We start from the raw sequence: 19,321 nt of genomic DNA, 5'->3' as shown, positions 1-19,321 counted from the left end.
AACAGCATGGCCTCTATGATGGAGGGACAGTCCCATGTCGGCTGTCCCTCCACTGCCCTGTCAAGGAACCCCATGCGCCGCCTGTTTTCGAGCCTGTCCGCCATCCTCCCGTCCGCCTGCCTCGCCCTGCTGTCCGCCCCGGCCGTGGCCGCGACCAGCGAGGATGAGCAATTCTGGCTCAATCTTACCGCCATGGGATCGGTGAAGGACGAGCTGGTCTATTTCGCCGAAGTCCAGCCGCGCATCGGCGACGGCGTCTCGCGCGTCGACCAGGCGCTGTTCCGCGGCGCGCTCGGCTGGAAATTCTCGCCGTCGCTCACCCTCTACCAGGGTTTCGCCCATATCGTCGTGCCGACCGAAGGCGGCAAGGACGTGAATGAGGAACGCAGTTTCCAGCAGGTCAGCTGGACGCTCGGCAAGCCCTGGGGCGGCGAACTCTCCTCGCGCACGCGGCTCGAACAGCGCTGGCGCTCGGACGGCGACGACATGGGCTGGCGGCTGCGTGAAATGATCCGCTACGAAAAGCCGCTCAAGGCCGGCAGCGACGCGGTGAACGCGCTCGTCTATGCGGAAGGTTTCGCCGCATTGAACGACACGGACTGGGGCGCGCGCAGCGGCTTCGATCAGCTGCGCAGCTTCGCCGGCGCGGAAATCGGCCTGCCCGGCGCGTCAACGCTGGAGGTCGGCTATCTCAACCAGCTCATCAACCAGCGGGCCGGCAACACCCGCGTCAACCATGTCGCGTCGGTGACTCTCTTCTTCCGCCACTGACGCGGCCGGCGATCAGGCCCGCGCGAGCAGCCCCTCGACCAGGCCGGTGAACAGCCGCTGGCCGTCGGTCGAGCCATGCGCCGGCTCGATCACGCGCTCGGGGTGGGGCATCATGCCCAGCACATTGCCGGCGTCGTTCAGGATGCCGGCAATGTTGCGGGCCGATCCGTTGACGCTTTCGGCATAGCGCAGCGCGACCCGGCCTTCGCCCTCCAGCCGGTCGAGCGTGGCGTCGTCGGCGAAATAATTGCCGTCATGATGCGCGACCGGGAAACGGATCGCCTCGCCCGCCGCATAGCGGCTGGTGAACGCGCTCTGCGCATTCTCAACCGTCAGCGCGACGTCGCGGCAGACGAAATGGCCGCCGGCATTGCGCAGCAGCGCGCCGGGCAGCAGGCCGCTTTCGGTCAGCACCTGGAATCCGTTGCAGATCCCCAGCACATAGGCGCCACGCTCGGCCGCCCTCGCCACCGCCTGCATCACCGGCGAACGGGCGGCCATCGCGCCGGACCGCAGATAGTCGCCATAGGAAAATCCGCCCGGCACGCCGATCAGGTCGATGTCACCCGGCAGGTCGGTGTCGCGGTGCCAGATCATGGCGGGCTTGCTACCGGTCGCAGCCTCGAACGCCACCGCCAGGTCGCGGTCGCAATTGCTGCCCGGAAAGACGATGACGGCGCTTTTCATGGCTTAGGCGACCTTCTCGATGCGATAATTCTCGATCACCGTATTGGCCAGCAGCTTGCGGCACATGGCGTCGATATCCTCGTCGCTGGTGCCGTCGGCCAGGTCCAGCTCGATCAGCTTGCCCGCGCGCACGTCGTTGACCCCGCCAAAGCCCAGCCCTTCCAGGGCATGATGGATCGCCTTGCCCTGGGGATCGAGGACACCGCCCTTGAGGGTGACGAAGATGCGGGCTTTCATGGCGTGCGGACTCCCTGGAATCGACAAATGCCGCGCTTCATGCGCGGGGAAACGGCGATGCCGCACCCCCTAGGCGCGGCTGCGCGCGGAGGCAAGCCATTATCCTTTTATTAGCGACCATGGCGCTATTGTTACGGGGTCGGATCGGGGGAAGGTCGGGGTGCCATGTCGGGTCTCGCGCTCGCTATGTTTGTGGGGCTGTTCGCCTGGGGCCAGGACATCGTCGGCTATGACGATCCCCAGGGCAAGGTCCAGCTCGCCCTCCTCGCCACCTTCAGCTTCGGCCTGATGGTCGGCTACCGCGCCAACCGCTGACCGCGCCGCATGGCTGGAAGCGAGCAGATGCCGACAGTTAAGTGCGGGCGACGCCACTCGAAAGCCGCCATCCCATATTATCGTCACCCCAGCGAAGGCTGGGGTCTCAGGCGATGGCGAGAGAGGTTCAGACAAGCGCCGCCGACCAAATGCTGCGTGCCTCGCCCTGAGATGCCCGGCATGACAGATGATTTCCGCCTGTTTGCCGGCACTCCCGCTCAAAATCCGAGCGCCCGCTTTCCCCCCAAGCCAGCCATTCCCATGCACCCGCACTTCCCCTAAGCGGTCCCCATGCACCCGGACTATCTCTACCTCGCCTGCGCCATCATCGCCGTCATCATCTCCGGCCTCGCCAAGGGCGGCTTTGCGGGGGTCGGCGCGCTCGCCATGCCGGTCATGGCGCTGGGCGTCGATCCGGTGCGCGGGGCCGCGATCCTGCTGCCGATCCTGATCCTCCAGGATGCGGTCAGCGTCTGGGCCTATCGCCACAGCTGGGACGGCCAGATCCTCAAGGTCATGCTGCCCGGCGCCGCGGTTGGCATCGGCCTTGGCTGGCTGTTCGCCAGCCAGGTTTCCGAAATCGCGGTTCTGGGCGTGCTCGGTGCGATTTCCGTGCTGTTCGGCCTGCAACGCCTCTGGGTCGAGCGGGGCCAGGCGGTGGTGCTGCCGTCCGACTCGCCCGGCTGGGTCGGCTTCCTGTTCGGCATCGGCAGCGGCTTCACCAGCCAGATCGCCCATGCCGGTTCGCCCCCCTTCCAGATGTGGGTGCTGCCCAAAAAGCTCCCCCGCGACATGCTGGTCGGCACCACTGCGCTGGCCTTCGCCGTGATGAACTGGATGAAGCTGCCCGCCTATGCCGCGCTCGGCCAGTTCACCACCGCCAATCTGACGGCGACGGCGATGCTCGTCCCGGTGGCGATGGCTGCGACCTTCGCGGGGGTGGCGCTGGTCCGCCGGGTCGATCCGGCGCGTTTCTACACCCTCATTTATGCGCTGATGATCCTGCTCGGCCTGAAGCTGGTCGCGGATGCGCTGATGGCATGAAAAAAGGCCGGCTTATGCAGCCGGCCCTTTCATCTCAGTCCTTCTCGCGCTTCTTGCGATGGGTGTCGAGGTCGAGGACGGTGGTGTCCAGCCCCTCGGGCAGCAGGCCCAGGCGGCGCGCCACTTCCTGATAGGCTTCCACTTCGCCGCCCAGGTCGCGGCGGAACCGATCCTTGTCCAGCTTCTCGTTGGTCGCCATGTCCCACAGGCGGCACCCGTCGGGGCTGATCTCGTCGGCCAGGATGACGCGGCTGTAATCGCCGTCATAGAGGCGGCCGAACTCCAGCTTGAAATCGACCAGGCGGATGCCGATGCCGGCGAAAAGGCCGCACATGAAATCGTTGATGCGGATCGCCATGTCGGCGATGTCGTGCATCTCGTCCTGCGTCGCCCAGCCGAAGCAGGCGATATGCTCCTCGGACACCAGCGGGTCGCCCAGCGCATCGTCCTTGTAGCAATATTCGATCAGAGTGCGGGGCAGCTGCGTGCCTTCCTCGATACCCAGCTTCTTGCTGAGCGATCCGGCGGCCACGTTGCGCACCACCACCTCGATCGGCACGATCTCGACCTGGCGGACCAGCTGCTCGCGCATGTTGAGGCGGCGGATGAAGTGGGTCGGCACGCCGATCTGGCCGAGCAGGGTGAAGATATGCTCGGAAATGCGGTTGTTGAGCACGCCCTTGCCGGAAATCGTGCCCTTCTTCTGCGCGTTGAAGGCGGTCGCGTCATCCTTGAAATACTGGATGATCGTACCCGGTTCCGGGCCTTCGTAAAGGATCTTTGCCTTGCCTTCGTAGATCTGGCGGCGACGGGCCATGCGCGTTCCTGTCTTTTTCTCAAAAACAATGCGCCCCGGCAAACGCGAATCGGAAAGGATCACGGGTGCCGGGGCTGTCAGCGCGGCCCATAGAACAAAGTGAGCGGCGGTGCAATTGCGGCGGGGGCGATGCGACCGCGTTCCCCCTCTCGGGGAGCGGACCTGAAGAGGCTAAGCCCCCTTCGCCTTCCGAAATTCGTCGAACAGCCCCAGGAACCTGTCGATGTCCGCCTTGCTCAGGAACCAGGGCGTCGCCAGCCGCAGCTTGCTGGGCGCGCCGCCGCGGATGCGGACCTTGTGGTTGGTCCATAGCCAGTCCTGCAATTCCATCCGCTGGATCGGCGGCACATTGACCGTCGCTATCGCTCCGCGCAACGCCGGGTCGGGCGAGGTCCAGCTTTCCGCGCCCCGCTTCATCATCTCGCCATGGATATAGTCGGCCAGCATCCGGTTGCGCGCCTCGATCCGATCCATGCCGATGCCCTCGGCGAAAGCGACGGCCGCGTTCAGCCCCATCAATGTGGGAATGCAGGACGACCCGATCTGCATGTAGCGGTCGGCCATGCGCGCGGGATCGTCATATCCGCCCGTCGCGACCGTGTTCCACACCCGGTCCATCACGCCCCTGTCGCGCAGATAGAGGAAACCCGTGCCCTTGGTCGCGAACAGCCATTTGTGCATCGACCCGGTGTAGATGTCGCATCCCATGTCGTTGAGGTCGACCTGGATCATCCCCGGCGCATGGGCGCCGTCGAAGGCCGACAGGATCCCCTTCGACCGGGCGAGCGCTGCAATCTCCTTCGCGGGCAGCACCACGCCGGTCGCGGTGCTGATATGGCTGACGAAGATGATCCGCGTCCTGGGCGTGATCGCGTCGTTGATGCGGTTCAGTATCTCGGCCGCATCCCTGGGCGGCCTGGGCATGGCGAATTTCCTGACCACCACGCCATAGCGGCGCTGGCGCAGCATCCACGGCATTTCGCCTGACCCATGTTCCTCGTCGCTCATCAACACCTCGTCACCCGGCTTCATGTCGAAACCATTGGCGACATAACTGTTCGCCTCGGTGCAGTTGCGCAGGATCGCCATCTGCTCGACCCGCGCGCCCATGAAGGCGGCGAAGGGCCGGCGATACTCTTCCCACGCCCCATAGCCCCAGATCGGATAATCCTCCGATCCTTCCTGCGTCATCTGCTCGGTCTGCGCGAAGCCGTCGAATATCGCCTTGAGCACGGGGCGCGGGGAGGAGCCGACGGTGCCGACATTCAGGTTCACGACATCGGCGGGGATCAGGAATTGCGCCCGCAGCGCCTTCCAATAGCCCGCCTCGTCCCGGTCATGGAGATCGGCGGGCGGCAGCGGCACCGTCGCCAGCGCCTGCGCGCCGACCGGCTGCGCCAGCGAAGCGGCAGCCGCGCTGCCAAGGAAGGAACGGCGATCGAGCATCGGGCACCTCTGAAACGGGCGGACGGACAATCTGTCCGCCGCAGGTTCAACGATGTGCAAGCGAAAATCCGCAGCGCGCCCTCACTCCCCCGGTGCGTCACTCCCGCGCGTCACGCCTGCCCGTCACGCCTGCCCGTCACTGGCCGATCACCACCGCCTCGTCCAGAAAGTCCAGGAATGCGCGCACCCGCGCCGCCGACCGATCTTCCGCTGCATAAAGGGCATGAATATCCTCTCCGTCGCCCGGATTATAGTCGGCCAGCACTTCCACCAGCCGCCCGGCCTTCAGATCGCTGGCGACATGAAAATAGCCATGCCGGGCAATGCCGCAGCCGGCCACCGCCATCTGCCGCACCACCTCGCCCGAATTGCCGAAATAGCGCCCCTGTACCGGCCGCTGCACCACCCGCTTGCCGATGCGGAACGGCCAGCCATCGACCGAGCGGCGGAAACTGAAGCGCAGGCAGTCATGCCCCTCCAGTTCGTCCGGCGTCTGCGGCGTCCCGCGCCGCGCCAGATAGTCGGGGCTGGCGACCAGCGCCATGCGGCTGTGCCCCAGCTTCTTCGCCCGCAGCCTCGTGTCGCGCAGCGGGCCGATGCGGATGGCGATGTCCGCGCGGGCCTCGACCAGGTCGACGATGGTGTCCGACAGGCTCAGGTCCACCGTCACGGCCGGATGCAGAGCGGCGAAGCGCGGCAGCAGCGGGATCAGGCATTCGACGCCGAAGGAGGGCGAGGCGTTGATCCGCAACAGCCCGCGCGGCTGGTTCCGGTCCTCGCCCAGCCCCGCCTCCACATCCATCATGTCGCAGATCAGCACCGTCATCCGGTCATGATAGGCCTGCCCCTCGCGCGTCAGCGCCAGCGCCCGCGTCGTGCGCCGCACCAGCGCGACGCCCAGCCGCTGCTCCAGCCGCGCGATCGACCGGCTGACCGCCGATGGCGTCAACCGCAGCGCCTTGGCCGCGGCGGCAAAGCTGCCCTCTCCCGCCACCATCAGGAACGTCTCGATGTCGCCGAACCGGTTATCCATGATTTTGATTCACTTCTGAAGTGATGCGATGCGGTCTAATCATCAATCGTCGAATATCTATCTGGTGTCCAGTTCGCTGTCCGTTTTTTTGGAGGAAGCCCATGGACCTGAAACTCGCCGGCAAGAGCGCCATCGTCACCGGATCGACCGCCGGCATCGGCCTCGCCATCGCCCGCCGCCTCGCGCAGGAGGGCGTCGCCGTCACCATCACCGGCCGCAACCAGGCCAAGCTGGAGGCCGCCGCGCAGGAGATCGGCGGCAGCGTCAATCCCGTGCTCGCCGATCCTGCCACGGCGCAGGGTGCCGCCACGCTGATCGCCGCCGTTCCGGACACCGACATCCTCGTCAACAATCTGGGCATCTACGAAGCCAAGGACTTCGCCGACATCAACGACGAAGACTGGCATCATCTGTTCGAAGTCAATGTCGTCAGCGGCGCCCGCCTCTCGCGCCATTATTTCCCACGGATGCTGGAGCGTAACTGGGGCCGCATCCTCTTCATCGCCAGCGAAAGCGGGCTGCTCCCGCCCGCCGAGATGATCCACTACGGCATGACCAAGTCGGCCCAGCTCGCCATCTCGCGGGGGCTTGCCGAACATACGCGCGGCACCGGCGTCACCGTCAATTCAGTGCTGCCCGGCCCGACCCGGTCGGAGGGGATCGTCGACTTCATCCGCTCGGTGGTGGATGACAAGGACGCGCCCGAAGCGGACCGCGAGGCCGAATTCTTCACCCGCCTCCGTCCACTCTCGCTCATCAAGCGGCTGATCGAGGCGGACGAGGTGGGCGCCATGGTCGCCTATCTTGCCAGCCCGCTCGCCGCCGCCACCAACGGCGCGGCGCTCCGGGTCGAAGGCGGCATGATCCCGACGATCGCGTAAGAGGCTTCGGCACGACCATCCGATCCGCCCTGCGGAAACTGGCCCTGTCGCTCGTCTCCTCCACCGACTAGGATGGTGAGATGAGCGACACGGACAGCCTTTCCCGCATGGACGAAGCCCTGGCGCGGGACGGCTATGCCCGGCTCCCCGGCGCGCAGATGCTGGCGCGGCTCGGCATCGGCGAAGCGGACTGGCGCGGCTTCGCCCGGACCTGGGACGATCTTGGCCCCGATCTCTATATGGCCGATGGCGGCCGCTACCGCCGCCGCCGCCACGCCACCTTCGCGCTCCGGGCCGGCCATTATGTCCGCCAGCCGCATCAGCCCCATTATCAGAGCCGCGACTATAATCCCCTGAACGGCGACGTGCAGCGCTGGTTCGATCCGGTCGATCAGGCCACCGTCGCCATGCCCGCCTGCCAGGCGATTCTGGGCTGGTGCGCCGACAGCTTCGATCCTGCCGCAAAGGGCGACTGGCTCGTCGAACTCCACCAGTTCCGCATCGAGGCCCGCCCCGGCGAAACGGGCCGCCCCACGCCCGAAGGGATGCACCGCGACGGGGTCGACCGGGTGATGGTGATGCTGGTCGAGCGCCGCAACGTCCGCGAAGGCGTCACCCGCATCGGCGCGCCCGACGGCGCGCCGCTCGGCGAATTCACCCTGACCGATCCTGCCGACACGATGCTGATCGACGACCACCGCATCCTCCACGGCGTCACCGAAATCCACCCGCTCGACCCCGCGCAACCCGCCTGGCGCGACGCGCTGGTGGTGACGTTCGCTTCAAAGGGATGACCTCGCCACCCCGTTCGCCCTGAGCCTGTCGAAGGGCTTTCCTTCTTCTGGAAACAAGGGACTCGAAGGGCCGAACCGGACTCGAGACACGGCCCTATTTCAACAGCACCAGTTCCTCCGCCATGCTGGGATGCAGCGCGACGGTGTCGTCGAAATCCTGCTTGGTCAGGCCCGCCTTCACCGCGATGGCAGCCGCCTGCAATATCTCCGGCGCGTCCGGCCCGATCATGTGCAACCCGACTACCTTGTCCGTCGTCGCGTCCACGACCATCTTGTAGAGCGCCCGCTCGTCGCGCCCCGCCAGCACATTCTTCATCGGCCGGAAATCCGACGTGTAGATCTTGACCGTGCCCAGCTTGTTGCGCGCCTCCGCCTCGGTCATGCCGACGCCCGCGAGCGGCGGGTGACTGAACACGGCGGACGGCACGCAGCCATAATCGACCTTGCGCCGGTTGTTCCCGAAGACGGTATCGGCAAAGGCATGGCCCTCGCGAATGGCGACGGGGGTGAGTTGCAGCCGGTCGGTGACGTCGCCCACCGCATAAATGCTCGCGCAACTGGTCTGGCTATAGTCGTCGACCCTGATCGCGCCCTTCTCGTCCAGCTCGACCCCGGCCGTCTCCAGCCCCAGCCCCTCGGTCAGCGGCTTGCGCCCGGTAGCGAACAGCACGACATCGGCCGCGACCGGATCGCCGTCCTTGAATCGGACGCAGAGCGTGCCGTCGTCATTCTTCTCGATCCGCTCCATCTTCGCGTTGAAACGGAAATTGATCCCCTTGGTCATGGAGATCTGGAGCAGCCGGTCGCGGATCTGCGCGTCATAGCCGCGCAGCAGGTCGCTGCCCCGGTTGACCATCGTCACATGGCTGCCCAGCTGGTGGAAGATGCCGGCGAATTCATTGGCGATATAGCCGCCGCCGACGATCACGATCCGCTTCGGACATTCGTCCAGATGGAACACTTCGTTGGAGCTGATGCCATGCTCCGCGCCCTCCACCTCCGGGATCAGCGGCCAGGCGCCGGTCGCGACCAGAATGGTCTTTGCCGTCACTTCCCGTCCGCTGGCCAGCTTGACGCCATGCGGCCCCGTGATGGTCGCGCGTTCGGGGATCAGCTCCACCTTGTGGCTGTCGAGCGTGTTCTTGTAGAGCCCTTCCAGCCGGTCGACCTCGGCCAGCACATTGTCGCGCAGCGTCGTCCATTCAAAGCCGCAGTCGGGCACGTTCCACCCGAACCGGCGCGCGTCCTTCAGATCCTCGGCGAAATGGGCGCCATAGATGAGCAGTTTCTTGGGCACGCAGCCGCGGATGACACAGGTGCCCCCGACCCGATATTCCTCCGCCACCGCGACCTTCGCGCCGTGCGCCGCCGCGATCCGCGACGCGCGCACGCCGCCGGACCCTGCGCCGATGACGAAAAGGTCGTAGTCAAATTCGCTCATGCCTCGCCTCCGATTGGGTGACGCGGGATATGGCGGCTGGAACGGTCAGTTACAAATGGGATTTTTTCCACCCCCGTCGCTCTCGGGTAGGGGGCAGGGCGTGGGCGCGAATGCGCGGCGCTTCCTGCAACCTCTCGATCACAGGAAGCGCAACGCGCTCCTTCCCCACCCCGATTTCAGGTCACTCCCCGCCCAGGGCCAGGTCGATCAGCGCCATGGTCGACGGGTCGAAGCCGGTCGGCCCGTTGGCCTCGATCGACTTGGCGATCTCCTTGCCCAGCTCCACGCCGAACTGGTCGAACGGATTGATCCCCATCAGCACCGCATTGGCAAAGGTGCGATGCTCGTAGAAAGCGATCAGCGCGCCCAGCGCCTCGGGCGTCACATCGTCGATCAGGATCGTCGTCGATGGCCGGTTGCCTGGATAGGCGCGCGCGGGATCGGCGTCATTGTCCTTGCCCCGCATCAGCGCCGCGCCCTGCGCGAAGCAGTTGACCAGCAGCGCGCGATGATGCGCCGGGTCCAGGCTGTGCCCCGGCTCGATCGAAGCGATGAATTCGACCGGCGTCAGGATCGTCCCCTGGTGCAGCAACTGGAACACCGCGTGCTGCGCGTCGGTGCCCACCCCGCCCCAGGTGATCGGCGCGGTCGGGCCGTCGACCGGCGTGCCGTCGCGCTTCACGCTCTTGCCGTTGCTCTCCATCTCCAGTTGCTGAAGATAGGATGGCAGCAGCTTCAGCCGCTCGTCATAGGCGAACAGCGCCCGCGTCTGGCACCCCAGCACCCGTGCATAATATTGATCGACGAAAGCCGCGATCAGCGGCGCATTCTCGGTCGGGGGCGACAGCCGGAAATGGCGATCCATCGCCGCCGCGCCTTCCAGCAGGCTCTCGAACGCGTCCCAGCCCAGCGACAGCGCGGCGGGGAAACCGATAGAGGACCAGAGCGAATAGCGCCCGCCCACCGACTCCGCAAAGGGCAGGATGCGCGTTTCGTCGACGCCCCATTCCATCGCCTTTTCGGGCGATGCGGTCAGCGCGATCACCCGGCCATAGGGATCGTCGACCCCGCCCTCGACCATCCAGTTGATCGCGCTCGCCGCGTTCAGCATCGTCTCGCTGGTGGTGAAGGTCTTGGATGCGATCGCGATCAGCGTATATTCCGGGTCGAAACTGTCCATCGCCCGTTCCAGCGCGGTGCCATCCACGTTGGACACGATCGCCACGTCATAGCGGATGCCGTCGCCGTCCAGCGCATCGATGATGAGGTCGGGGCCAAGCGCCGACCCGCCGATGCCGATATGCAGGATATGGCGGATCTCGCCCAGCGCCCCGGCCTCGATCGCGTCGATCAGCGCGCGCATCCGGCTGTGCAGCGCCTTGGCCTGCGCGACGCTCTGCGCATTGCCCTCGCCCCGCTCGGCGGGATGTTCGGCGGCGCGGCCCTCGGTGTTGTTCACCGCCTCGCCGGCGAACAGCGCGTCGCGCTGCGCGGCGAAGCCCTGCTCCTCGGCCAGCTTCAGGAAGCCCGCCAGCAGATCGTCGGTCAGATGGGTCTTGGACCAGTCGAACCGGATCGGCCCCTGGGACAGCACCAGCTTCGACAGGCGATCGGGGTCGGTGGCGAAGATGGACTTGAGTTCGGCTTGCGGAAGCGCGGCGATGGCCGCCAGTGCAGGGCTGGTCATGCTAATGATCCTCTTATGACGTTGGTCGAGATCGACGCTGCACCGGTCGATTCTGTCTCTGCTTAAACGGGTCCGGCGTGCAATGCACCACCCGGCGTGCTTGACGCGGCCATTCCGACACCGCAAAAGCCGCCACGGCCCTTTTTCGGGGCAGAGCGAAGGAAAAGACGAGCATCCATGACTGCCAAATCCGAAACGCGGGATTTCCTCTGGTTTCTCGCCAAGCTGGGGCTGTTCGTCTTCATCCTGCGCAGCTTCATCGTCTCGCCCTTCAACATCCCGTCGGAATCGATGCAGCCGCGCCTGCTGATCGGCGATTATCTGCTGGTCGCCAAATGGCCCTATGGCTATTCGCGCTATTCGCTGCCCTTCTCGATCCCGCTGATCCCCGGCCGCATCCTCGCCTCCACGCCCGAACGCGGCGACGTGGTAGTCTTCAAGGCGCCGCCGAACCAGAAGAACGACTATATCAAGCGCGTCATCGGCCTGCCCGGCGACATGGTCGCGGTGCGCGGCGGCACCGTCTATCTGAACGGCCAGGCGATCCCGAAGCAGAAGGTCGCCGACCTCGTCATCCCGGTCACGCCCAATATGGAGGACGCCGCGGCCAAGGAAGGCGCCGCCTCCCCCTGCTACCGCCCCGATTTCGAGGAAGCGGCGCCCGGCGGCGGCAACCAGTGCCGCTATCCGCAGTTCCGCGAGACCCTGCCCGGCGGCAAGAGCTATAACGTCCTCGACCTGGTGCCCGACGGCGCGGCCGACGATCGCGACACTGTGCTGGTGCCGCAGGGCCATCTCTTCATGATGGGCGACAATCGCGATCGCAGCGCCGACAGCCGCTTCCCCGCGGTCGAGGGTGGCGGTATCGGCCTCGTCCCCGAACAGAATCTCGTTGGCAAGGCCATGATCTCGGTCTTCTCGACCGACGGCAGCGCCAGCTGGCTGCTCCCCTGGACTTGGTTCACCGCCGCACGCTGGAGCCGGATCGGAGAAGGCTTTTGAGCAAGCCGGACACTGACGGCTGGCTCAAGGAACTGATCGGCCGCGCCCCGAAGAATCGGGCCGCGTTCGAACAGGCGCTGACCCATGGCAGCGCCAAGGCGCTCAACTATGAGCGGCTGGAATTCCTGGGCGACCGCATCCTTGGCCTGCTGATCGGCGAATGGGTGTATGAACGTTTCACCGCCGAGCCGGAAGGCAAGCTCTCCCGGCGCTACAATGCCCTGGTGTCCGGCGAAACCTGCGCGGAGATCGCCCGCGCCGCCGGCGTGCCCAAACATCTGATCCTGGGCAAGCAGGCGCGCGACGATGGCGCGGCGGACAGCGACAATGTGCTGGGCGACGTGATGGAGGCGCTGATCGGCGCGCTCTATCTGGAAGGCGGCCTGGAGGAAGCCCGCGCGCTCGTCCGCCGCCTCTGGGGCGACCGCGTCGACACCCAGACCAGCGCGCCCCGCCACCCCAAATCCTATCTCCAGGAATGGGCCGCCGCCAACAAGCGCAAGCCCCCCGAATATGTCCTGACCGACCGTTCCGGCCCGCAACACGCCCTGCGCTTCACCGTGACCGTCTCGATCAAGGGCGCAGGCGAGGCCAGCGCGACCGGCGCGTCCAAACAGGAAGCCGAAACGGCGGCGGCGAAAGCGCTGCTGGAAAAGCTGGCGGGTTGACGGGAAACCCTCTCAACCCGTTCGCCCTGAGCCTGTCGAAGGGCTCTACTTCTTGAAAATAGAGGAAGGCTTCGACAAGCTCAGTCCGAACGGTTCCATTGAAAGTTTGAACTGCGGACATGCCCTTCCGGACCTACATGCTCCATTGCGCGGACCGCAGTTTCTACGTCGGGCATACCGACCATCTCGAAACCCGCATCGCCCAGCATGAGAGCGGCGAAATCCCTGGCTACACCCAAACGCGCCGGCCGGTAAAACTGGTCTGGTCGCAATCGTTCGGCACGCGTATGGAGGTGCTTGAGGCCGAACGGCGGATGAAGGGCTGGAGCCGGGCCAAAAAGCTGGCTCTGATCCGTGAGGATTGGACGTTGATCTCCAGCTTGGCGCGATCGACCAAAGAAAAGTAAGGCGCTTCGGCAGGCTCAGCGCGAACGGAGTTATATTTGACAGAACATCTCGAAACCCAGCGCTGCGGCGTCGTCGCCATCGTGGGCGCCCCCAATGCGGGCAAATCGACGCTGGTGAACGCGCTGGTGGGGCAGAAGGTGGCGATCACCAGTCCCAAGGCGCAGACCACCCGCACCCGCGTCATGGGCGTCGCGATCGAAGGCGACGCACAGCTGGTGCTGGTCGACACCCCCGGCATCTTCGCGCCCAAGCGCAGGCTAGACCGTGCCATGGTGCAGGCCGCCTGGGGCGGCGCGCAGGGCGCCGACCTCATCGCCCTCATCGTCGACGGCAAGGCGGGCCTCGGCCCCAAGATGGAGCCGATCGTCGAGGCGCTGGTCCATCGCCCCGAACGCAAATGGCTGATCCTCAACAAGGTCGACATCGCCATCAAGGAAAAGCTGCTGGTCCACACCCAGAAGCTCTACGAGCGGATCGGCTTCGAGGAGACCTTCTTCATCTCCGCCCAGACCGGCGATGGCCTTGCCGAACTGAAGACCGCCTTCGCCAGCGCCATGCCGCAAGGACCATGGCACTTCCCCGAGGACCAGGTGTCCGACGCCACCGACCGGATGCTGGCGGCCGAAATCACCCGCGAGCAGCTGTATCACCAGCTGCACGCCGAACTACCCTACGCCGCCGCGGTCGATACCGAACAATATAAGGAACGCGACGACGGATCGGTCGAAATCCACCAGCAGATCCTGGTCGCCCGCCCGACCCAGCGCGCCATCGTTCTGGGCAAGGGCGGCCAGCGCCTCAAGGAAATCGGGTCGAAAGCACGGGCGGAGCTTGCCCAGCTTCTCGGCGTCAAGGTCCACCTCTACCTCCACGTCAAGGTGAAGGAAGACTGGGAAGACGACCGCTTCATCTACCGCGACATCGGCCTGGACTGGGTGGAGTAGGGAAACCCCCTAACTGGTCGGAACCAAACGTCCCGCTCGGCTGAGCCTGTCGAATCCCCGTTCTTCTCTTTGAAGAAAAGGGGAGTCCTTCGACAAGCTCAGGACGAACGGACGGCCGGCTACTCCGCCGCCGCCTTCTTCTTCGCGGGCGCCTTCTTCGCGGCGGGCTTCTTCGCCACCCCATCCTTCTTGGCCGCCGCCTTCTTGGGCGCGGCCTTTTTCTTCGCGCCCTTCTTCGCCGGGGCCGCCGCCGCGCGGGCGTCGATCAGTTGGGCGGCTTCCTCCAGCGTCAACTGGTCCTTGTCGACCGTCTTGGGCAGCGTCGCATTGGTCGTGCCGTCGGTGACATAGGCGCCATAGCGGCCCTCCATCAGCTTGATCTCGGCCTCGGTGCGCGGATGCGCGCCCAGCACCTTGAGCGGCTCGCGCCCGCCCGACGAACGGCCGCCCCGCGTCGCCGCCTCGGCCAGCTTCACCACCGCGCTGTTCATCCCGACCTCGAAAATCTCGGCCGTGCTCGACAGTCGCCCATATTTGCCGTCATGCAGCAGATAAGGCCCGAACCGCCCGATATTGGCGACGATGGGTTTCCCCGTCTCCGGGTGCAGCCCCACCTCGCGCGGCAGGCTGAGCAGCTTCACCGCCCAGTCCAGGGTCATCTCCCCATCGGGCAGGTCGCGCGGGATCGATCCGCGCTTGGCTTCCTTGCCCTCGCCCATCTCGATATAGGGGCCAAAGCGGCCGGACTTCTTGACGATGTCCTGCCCCGTCTCGGGATGCTGGCCCAATATCTCCGGACCCGTATCCTCGCCATCCTTGCCGCCCGGCTGGCCGAACTTGCGGGTATATTTGCATTCGGGATAGTTGGAGCAGGCGATGAACGCCCCGAACCGCCCGCCGCGCAGGGAAAGCTGCCCGTCGCCGCACAACGGACAGGCGCGCGGATTGCTCCCGTCGGCCTTGGGCGGGAACAGCATCGGCTCCAGGAATTTGTCGAGCGCTGCGGTGATGTCGCTCGGCTTTTGCTCCATCACCTCTGCGGTCTTGGGCTTGAAGTCCTTCCAGAAGGCTTCCAGCACTTCCTGCCACTGGGCGCGGCCGCCGGAAATCTCGTCCAGTTCGTCCTCAAGTCCCGCCGTGAAGTCGTAGGACACATAGCGCTCGAAGAAGCGTTCGAGGAAGGCCGTCACCAGCCGTCCGCTTTCCTCCGCGAAAAAGCGGTTCTTCTCGATCCGCACATAGTCGCGGTCCTTGAGCACCTGAAGCGTCGAGGCGTATGTGGACGGACGCCCGATCCCCAGTTCCTCCAGCCGCTTCACCAGCGACGCTTCCGAAAAGCGCGGCGGCGGCTGGGTGAAATGCTGTTCGGCCGTGACATTCTTCTTGGCCGGCGCATCGCCATCGCTCATGCGCGGCAGCAGCTTGGAATCATCATCGTCGCTGTCGTCGCGACCTTCCTCGTACAGGGCGAGAAAGCCGGGGAAGATCACCACCTGTCCGGTCGCGCGCAGCATATGGCTGCCCGATCCGTCGACCAGATCGATCACCGTCCGCTCCAGCCGTGCCGACGCCATCTGGCTCGCCAGCGCCCGCTTGAAGATCAGGTCGTAGAGGCGCGCATGATCGCCCGACCCCACCTTGTCGCGGCTGAACTCGGTCGGCCGGATCGCTTCGTGCGCTTCCTGCGCATTCTTGGCCTTGGTCTGATACTGGCGCGGCTTTTCGGGCAGATAGCCGCCGTCATAGCGCTCCGCGATCGCCTTGCGCGCGGCGGAAATGGCACTGCCGTCCATCTGCACACCGTCGGTACGCATATAGGTGATCGCGCCGTCTTCATACAGCTGCTGCGCGATCCGCATCGTGTGGCTGGCGGAAAAGCCCAGCTTGCGCGCGGCCTCCTGTTGCAGCGTCGAGGTGGTAAACGGCGCGGGCGGATTGCGGCTGACCGGCTTGGTCTCGACCTTGTCGACGGTGAAGCGCCCGGCCTCGACGTCCGCCTTCGCGGCCATGGCGTCGCCTTCCTTGCCGATGGTCAGGCGGTCGATCTTCTCGCCCTTCCAGCGGACGAGCCGCGCGGTGAAACCCTGCCCGCCCTGCTCCATCTCGGCCGCGACCGACCAATATTCCTGCGGCACGAAGCTTTCGATCTCGCGCTCGCGCTCCACCACCAGGCGCAGCGCGACCGACTGCACGCGCCCAGCCGACTTGGCGCCGGGCAGTTTGCGCCACAGCACCGGCGACAAAGTGAAGCCCACCAGATAGTCGAGCGCCCGGCGCGCCCGATAGGCGTCGATCAGATCCTCGTCCAGCGCGCGCGGCTTGGCCATCGCGTCCAGCACCGCCGCCTTGGTGATCGCGTTGAACGTCACCCGGTCGACCGTCTGGGGCAGCGCCTTCTTGGCGCGCAGCACCTCCTGCACATGCCAGCTGATCGCCTCCCCTTCGCGATCAGGGTCAGTCGCCAGGATCAATCGCGTCGCCTTCTTCGCCTCGTCGGCGATGGCTTTCAACTGCTTGCCCTTGTCGCCATAATTTTCCCACGACATGGCAAAGCCGTTATCGGGGTCCACCGACCCGTCCTTGGGCGGCAGGTCGCGAATATGGCCATAGCTGGCGAGGACGTGAAAATCCCCACCCAGATATTTCTCGATGGTCTTCGCCTTGGCCGGCGATTCGACGATGACAAGCTGCATTCAGGCCCCGATTTGGAAATCTCTCACGTATACGCGCGAGTGTGTAGGGGGGTGGAGGAGGGCGTCAAGCGTTCTGCTGCGCGCGACGCGCCAACTCCGTCAGGAACGCCAACAGCAGCGCAGCGCCGCTCCCCATCCACATTGCGTCCTGACGCAGTAACGGAAACAGCGACGCGCCCGTCACCGCCCCCGCGACCAGGCCGAGCCACAAAAGCGCATAGCCGCCCCAGCCGGGATGCCGCCTGCCGGTCACGACGCCCGCCAGCCCCAGGCCGATCCGCACCAGACTGCCCGTCATATAGGTCAGCCCCAGCGGTGCCTGGCCTTCCCTCTCGAATATGGTGTTTTCCGCGCCCATGGCCAGGGCCAGCAACCCGGCCGTCCAGAGCGGCGGATGCCGGATCAGCAGCGCGGCCGCGGCAAGCATCGCCGCCACCAGCAGCAATATGGCCGCGCTTTGGCGTCGGCCCGCAGCGGCGCCCACGATCGCGCCGGCGCAGACCCCGGCGACGAAGCAGAGAATGAGGATGCCCGCCGCCATCGCATCGCTCCGCGCACCCGCGATGCCGACGGCCAGCCGCGTCGAATTGCCGCTCATGAACGAAACGAAGAAGCCCGAGGTCGTGAGAAAGCCGAGCGCATCGACATAGCCTGCCAGGAAGGCAAGGGTGATGGCGAGGGAGCGCATGTGACGATCGAACCGGATCATGGCTTTTGCCCGGCGATCACGACTGGGCCACCCTCCCGCCGGCATGGCGCGCCAGCCGGTCGGCAAGCTCCAGTTCCAGCAATACCGTCTGCACCACGGCCGGCGACAGGCCCGACAGGCGGATGATCTCGTCCACCGGCACCGGCGCCGGCCCCAGCAGCCCGACGACCGCCGCCCGATCCTGTTCCGCCACGTCGCTCGACACCGGCTCGCCGATAAAGTCGAAACTGCCCTGTCGCACCATGCGCGGATCGAAACCGCCGATCGCCTCCATCACGTCGGCCCCATTCTGCACCAGCGTCGCGCCCTCGCGGATCAGGCTGTTGCACCCTTGCGCACGCGGATCGATTGGCGATCCCGGCACCGCCATCACCTCGCGCCCTGCCTCACCGGCCAGTCGCGCGGTGATGAGCGATCCGGACTTGGGCGCGGCCTCGACCACCACCGTCCCCAGCGCCAGGCCAGCGATGATGCGGTTGCGCGCCGGGAAATGCCGCGCCAGCGGCTGGACGCCGGGCGGATGTTCGGTGACGAGCAGGCCGCTTTCGGCCACCTGCCCCTGCAAATCCCGGTTCTCCGGCGGAAAGACGATGTCGATGCCGCTGGCGATGACGCCGATCGTCCCGCTGTCGATCGACCCGCGATGCGCCTCCGTATCGATGCCGCGCGCCAGCCCCGACACCACCACCGCGCCGCGCTGTCCCAGATCCTGCGCCAAGGCGCGTGCGAACCGGCAAGCCGCCGCCGAAGCATTGCGCGCGCCGACCATCGCCACGCACGGCCGCCCGGCCAGAGCGACATCGCCCCGCACGATCAGCGCGGGCGGCGCGCCCTCCATCTGGTCCAGCAACGCGGGATAGTCGGCATCGCCCATCAGCAGGTAGCGCGCGCCCAGCGCCCGCGTCGCGCCGATCTCCCGCTCCACCGCACCCGCATCGGCGACGCTCGCCCGGCCACCGCCGCGCTCGGCCAGATGAGGGATGGCGCGCAACGCCTCCCCCGCCGTCCCGAACCGGGCGAGCAATTGCCGATAGCTGACCGGACCGATCCGGGGGGAGCGGATGAGCCGCAGCCGATCGAACCGCTCCCGCTCGCTCATTCGGCGGAAGATGGCGACTTGGACTTGCCGACCTTGGGTTCCTCACCCTTCATCAGCCGGGCGATATTGGCGCGGTGCCGCCACAGCACGATCAGGGCGAGCGCCAGCGCCACCGGTACCAGGTCGAGCCTCCCGAAGGCCCACATCGCGATCGGCGCGCTGACCGCCGCCGCCATGCCCCCGACCGACGACCATTTCGTCCCGAACAGCGCGCCCAGCCACACGGCGGCGAAGATGCAGCCGGCGGGCCAGTGCAGCGCCGTCACCACCCCCATCATCGTCGCAACGCCCTTGCCCCCGGCAAAGCGCAGCCACACCGGATAGCAATGGCCGATAAACGCCATCGCCCCCGCCATCGGCCCGCCGCCATCGACCAGTGCCGCGCCGATCAGCACCGCCGCCGCACCCTTCAGCAGGTCGAGCAGCAAGGTCGCGGCGGCAAGCCCCTTGCGTCCGGTACGCAGCACATTGGTCGCGCCGATATTGCCCGATCCGATCTGCCGCAGGTCGCCCGCGCCGGTAACGCGGGTCAGGATCAGGCCGAAGGGGACGGAACCGAGCAGATAGCCCAGCACCAGGACGAAAGCGGGAAGAAGCCAGGGAGGTGTCATGATGTCAGCCGATAGAAGTTGCGCGCGACCATAG

General features: G+C 66.1%; 20 protein-coding genes. 9 read left to right on the top strand and 11 right to left on the bottom strand.

Features of this window, described 5'->3' with window-relative positions; translation table 11 throughout:
* Positions 1–72 precede the first annotated feature (72 nt).
* The gene (locus K3M67_RS04595; protein ID WP_285832398.1) at positions 73–771 is read left to right on the top strand and encodes a DUF2490 domain-containing protein; all 699 of its coding nucleotides are present in this window, start codon (positions 73–75) and stop codon (positions 769–771) included.
* A gap of 12 nt (positions 772–783) precedes the next feature.
* Here the strand turns inward: K3M67_RS04595 and purQ are convergent, their stop codons facing one another.
* Positions 784–1,458, bottom strand: coding sequence for a phosphoribosylformylglycinamidine synthase subunit PurQ (gene purQ / locus K3M67_RS04590; protein ID WP_285832397.1), 675 nt, complete (start codon positions 1,456–1,458; stop codon positions 784–786).
* A gap of 3 nt (positions 1,459–1,461) precedes the next feature.
* On the bottom strand, positions 1,462–1,695 hold the full coding sequence (gene purS, locus K3M67_RS04585) for a phosphoribosylformylglycinamidine synthase subunit PurS (protein ID WP_021224554.1): 234 nt from the start codon (positions 1,693–1,695) through the stop codon (positions 1,462–1,464).
* Between the two features lie 165 nt (positions 1,696–1,860).
* Here purS and K3M67_RS04580 point away from each other — a divergent pair, with 165 nt between their 5' ends.
* A complete protein-coding gene (locus K3M67_RS04580; RefSeq protein ID WP_285832396.1) occupies positions 1,861–2,010 on the top strand; it encodes a hypothetical protein in 150 nt (49 codons plus the stop codon).
* 291 nt (positions 2,011–2,301) lie between these two features.
* Positions 2,302–3,054, top strand: a complete 753-nt coding sequence (locus K3M67_RS04575) for a sulfite exporter TauE/SafE family protein (protein ID WP_066855756.1) — start codon at positions 2,302–2,304, stop codon at positions 3,052–3,054.
* 34 nt (positions 3,055–3,088) lie between these two features.
* Here K3M67_RS04575 and purC read toward each other — a convergent pair whose 3' ends face one another.
* The 3 genes from purC to K3M67_RS04560 form a co-directional block, all read right to left on the bottom strand.
* On the bottom strand, positions 3,089–3,871 hold the full coding sequence (purC, locus tag K3M67_RS04570) for a phosphoribosylaminoimidazolesuccinocarboxamide synthase (RefSeq protein WP_066855759.1): 783 nt from the start codon (positions 3,869–3,871) through the stop codon (positions 3,089–3,091).
* Between the two features lie 171 nt (positions 3,872–4,042).
* A complete protein-coding gene (locus tag K3M67_RS04565) occupies positions 4,043–5,317 on the bottom strand; it encodes an aminotransferase class V-fold PLP-dependent enzyme (protein ID WP_066855762.1) in 1,275 nt (424 codons plus the stop codon).
* Positions 5,318–5,453: 136 nt separating this feature from the next.
* Entirely contained in the window at positions 5,454–6,350 is an 897-nt protein-coding gene (locus K3M67_RS04560) for a LysR family transcriptional regulator (RefSeq protein ID WP_066855765.1), read from the bottom strand.
* A gap of 101 nt (positions 6,351–6,451) precedes the next feature.
* Between K3M67_RS04560 and K3M67_RS04555 the strand changes: the two genes are divergently transcribed.
* Positions 6,452–7,231 carry an SDR family NAD(P)-dependent oxidoreductase gene (locus K3M67_RS04555; RefSeq protein ID WP_066855768.1) on the top strand — a complete coding sequence of 260 codons (780 nt, stop codon included), beginning with the start codon at positions 6,452–6,454 and terminating at the stop codon, positions 7,229–7,231.
* An 80-nt stretch (positions 7,232–7,311) separates the two neighbouring features.
* Complete coding sequence (locus tag K3M67_RS04550) at positions 7,312–8,025, top strand: 2OG-Fe dioxygenase family protein (RefSeq protein ID WP_066855771.1); 714 nt, start codon at positions 7,312–7,314, stop codon at positions 8,023–8,025.
* Between the two features lie 94 nt (positions 8,026–8,119).
* Here K3M67_RS04550 and gor read toward each other — a convergent pair whose 3' ends face one another.
* Positions 8,120–9,466, bottom strand: a complete 1,347-nt coding sequence (gene gor, locus K3M67_RS04545) for a glutathione-disulfide reductase (protein ID WP_066855773.1) — start codon at positions 9,464–9,466, stop codon at positions 8,120–8,122.
* A 181-nt stretch (positions 9,467–9,647) separates the two neighbouring features.
* Positions 9,648–11,153, bottom strand: coding sequence for a glucose-6-phosphate isomerase (gene pgi / locus K3M67_RS04540; protein ID WP_285832395.1), 1,506 nt, complete (start codon positions 11,151–11,153; stop codon positions 9,648–9,650).
* A 177-nt stretch (positions 11,154–11,330) separates the two neighbouring features.
* On the opposite strand from pgi, the gene lepB reads away from it, so the two are divergent.
* The 4 genes from lepB (at position 11,331) to era (ending at position 14,175) form a co-directional block, all read left to right on the top strand.
* Positions 11,331–12,155: a signal peptidase I gene (gene lepB / locus K3M67_RS04535; RefSeq protein WP_285832394.1), complete on the top strand. Its 825-nt coding sequence runs from the start codon at positions 11,331–11,333 to the stop codon at positions 12,153–12,155.
* The gene (rnc, locus tag K3M67_RS04530) at positions 12,152–12,823 is read left to right on the top strand and encodes a ribonuclease III (RefSeq protein ID WP_285832393.1); all 672 of its coding nucleotides are present in this window, start codon (positions 12,152–12,154) and stop codon (positions 12,821–12,823) included. Before lepB ends, rnc begins: the two co-directional genes overlap by 4 nt.
* Positions 12,824–12,942: 119 nt before the next feature.
* On the top strand, positions 12,943–13,230 hold the full coding sequence (locus K3M67_RS04525) for a GIY-YIG nuclease family protein (protein ID WP_066855785.1): 288 nt from the start codon (positions 12,943–12,945) through the stop codon (positions 13,228–13,230).
* Between the two features lie 36 nt (positions 13,231–13,266).
* Positions 13,267–14,175 (top strand): GTPase Era, encoded by a 909-nt coding sequence (gene era / locus K3M67_RS04520; RefSeq protein WP_066855788.1) that lies wholly within the window; start codon positions 13,267–13,269, stop codon positions 14,173–14,175.
* Between the two features lie 119 nt (positions 14,176–14,294).
* On the opposite strand, the gene topA is transcribed toward era, so the two are convergent.
* The 4 genes from topA to plsY form a co-directional block, all read right to left on the bottom strand.
* Positions 14,295–16,868 (bottom strand): type I DNA topoisomerase, encoded by a 2,574-nt coding sequence (gene topA / locus K3M67_RS04515; RefSeq protein ID WP_066855791.1) that lies wholly within the window; start codon positions 16,866–16,868, stop codon positions 14,295–14,297.
* Between the two features lie 64 nt (positions 16,869–16,932).
* A complete protein-coding gene (locus K3M67_RS04510) occupies positions 16,933–17,577 on the bottom strand; it encodes a YoaK family protein (protein ID WP_285832392.1) in 645 nt (214 codons plus the stop codon).
* Positions 17,578–17,593: 16 nt separating this feature from the next.
* Positions 17,594–18,676: a DNA-processing protein DprA gene (gene dprA, locus K3M67_RS04505; RefSeq protein ID WP_066855797.1), complete on the bottom strand. Its 1,083-nt coding sequence runs from the start codon at positions 18,674–18,676 to the stop codon at positions 17,594–17,596.
* Positions 18,673–19,287: a glycerol-3-phosphate 1-O-acyltransferase PlsY gene (gene plsY, locus K3M67_RS04500; RefSeq protein ID WP_285832391.1), complete on the bottom strand. Its 615-nt coding sequence runs from the start codon at positions 19,285–19,287 to the stop codon at positions 18,673–18,675. Before plsY ends, dprA begins: the two co-directional genes overlap by 4 nt.
* Positions 19,288–19,321: the final 34 nt, after the last annotated feature.

It is taken from the genome of Sphingobium sp. V4, assembly GCF_029590555.1.
Taxonomy (GTDB): Bacteria; Pseudomonadota; Alphaproteobacteria; order Sphingomonadales; family Sphingomonadaceae; genus Sphingobium.
The sequence above is the reverse complement of the archived record's forward strand: the minus strand, read 5'-3'. Positions and strand labels throughout refer to the sequence as shown.

Coding starts and splice junctions, on each gene's coding strand:
- K3M67_RS04595 (WP_285832398.1), top strand. CDS start 73: ATGCGCCGCCTGTTTTCGAGCCTGTCCGCCATCCTCCCGTCCGCCTGC.
- purQ (WP_285832397.1), bottom strand. CDS start 1,458: ATGAAAAGCGCCGTCATCGTCTTTCCGGGCAGCAATTGCGACCGCGAC.
- purS (WP_021224554.1), bottom strand. CDS start 1,695: ATGAAAGCCCGCATCTTCGTCACCCTCAAGGGCGGTGTCCTCGATCCC.
- K3M67_RS04580 (WP_285832396.1), top strand. CDS start 1,861: ATGTCGGGTCTCGCGCTCGCTATGTTTGTGGGGCTGTTCGCCTGGGGC.
- K3M67_RS04575 (WP_066855756.1), top strand. CDS start 2,302: ATGCACCCGGACTATCTCTACCTCGCCTGCGCCATCATCGCCGTCATC.
- purC (WP_066855759.1), bottom strand. CDS start 3,871: ATGGCCCGTCGCCGCCAGATCTACGAAGGCAAGGCAAAGATCCTTTAC.
- K3M67_RS04565 (WP_066855762.1), bottom strand. CDS start 5,317: ATGCTCGATCGCCGTTCCTTCCTTGGCAGCGCGGCTGCCGCTTCGCTG.
- K3M67_RS04560 (WP_066855765.1), bottom strand. CDS start 6,350: ATGGATAACCGGTTCGGCGACATCGAGACGTTCCTGATGGTGGCGGGA.
- K3M67_RS04555 (WP_066855768.1), top strand. CDS start 6,452: ATGGACCTGAAACTCGCCGGCAAGAGCGCCATCGTCACCGGATCGACC.
- K3M67_RS04550 (WP_066855771.1), top strand. CDS start 7,312: ATGAGCGACACGGACAGCCTTTCCCGCATGGACGAAGCCCTGGCGCGG.
- gor (WP_066855773.1), bottom strand. CDS start 9,466: ATGAGCGAATTTGACTACGACCTTTTCGTCATCGGCGCAGGGTCCGGC.
- pgi (WP_285832395.1), bottom strand. CDS start 11,153: ATGACCAGCCCTGCACTGGCGGCCATCGCCGCGCTTCCGCAAGCCGAA.
- lepB (WP_285832394.1), top strand. CDS start 11,331: ATGACTGCCAAATCCGAAACGCGGGATTTCCTCTGGTTTCTCGCCAAG.
- K3M67_RS04525 (WP_066855785.1), top strand. CDS start 12,943: ATGCCCTTCCGGACCTACATGCTCCATTGCGCGGACCGCAGTTTCTAC.
- topA (WP_066855791.1), bottom strand. CDS start 16,868: ATGCAGCTTGTCATCGTCGAATCGCCGGCCAAGGCGAAGACCATCGAG.
- K3M67_RS04510 (WP_285832392.1), bottom strand. CDS start 17,577: ATGATCCGGTTCGATCGTCACATGCGCTCCCTCGCCATCACCCTTGCC.
- dprA (WP_066855797.1), bottom strand. CDS start 18,676: ATGAGCGAGCGGGAGCGGTTCGATCGGCTGCGGCTCATCCGCTCCCCC.
- plsY (WP_285832391.1), bottom strand. CDS start 19,287: ATGACACCTCCCTGGCTTCTTCCCGCTTTCGTCCTGGTGCTGGGCTAT.